At 38.6% G+C, this 673-nt stretch carries 2 protein-coding genes; both read right to left on the bottom strand.

Annotated features, from left to right (window positions below; translation table 11 throughout):
* On the bottom strand, window positions 1-380 hold a 380-nt coding region (locus BW716_RS35135; protein WP_143709244.1), incomplete at its 3' end, for a radical SAM protein.
* A partial coding sequence (locus tag BW716_RS35130; protein WP_235644033.1) for a molybdopterin-binding protein occupies window positions 367-673 on the bottom strand: 307 nt, incomplete at its 5' end. The genes BW716_RS35135 and BW716_RS35130, both read right to left, overlap by 14 nt.

The following is a 673-nucleotide window of genomic DNA, read 5'->3' as shown; positions in this document are numbered from 1 at the left end:
AGCGTATCTAAACTCAAATTGATTTTATTGATCCCATACTGTTTTAAAACATCAATGTGACGATCAATTAAAATTCCGTTTGTAGTAATGGAAAGAGAAACTCCAAGACTTGCTAATTTTGATGCAATCTCCGGGAAATCCTTCCGTAAAAGAGGTTCTCCTCCTGTTAATCTAATTTTATCCACACCATTTTCTACGAAAGTCCGGGCAATCGAAAAAATCTCATCAGCCGTCATCAAACTGGCTTTTGGGGATAATATGATTCCGTCAGCAGGCATGCAATACGTACAACGCAAATTGCATTTCTCTAACAGCGAAATACGCAAGTAATTGTGTTTTCGCCCAAAATCATCCGTTAAAATAGTTTTAGAGGGTATCATGATTTTTTCCTTTTAAAATATGAAAAACATGCAATACATGAGGAAAAACAGCATCCATAGATTCCCTGGCTCCGTTTGTTGATCCCGGCAAAGCCAAAACCAAACTTTTTCCTAATGTTCCAGCAACAGTTCTGGACAACATTGCATACGGCAGTCTTTGCTGCCCATAATTGCGAATAGCTTCTTCAATTCCCGGAATTCTGCTTTCCAGTAATGGTGATAAAGCTTCCGGCGTAACATCTCTTGGTGATAAGCCCGTTCCTCCGGTAAAAATTACTAACTGATGTTCTTTT

Origin of the sequence: [Flexibacter] sp. ATCC 35208, assembly GCF_001975825.1 — a bacterium.
Taxonomy (GTDB): domain Bacteria; phylum Bacteroidota; class Bacteroidia; order Chitinophagales; family Chitinophagaceae; genus Chitinophaga.
The sequence above is the reverse complement of the archived record's forward strand: the minus strand, read 5'-3'. Positions and strand labels throughout refer to the sequence as shown.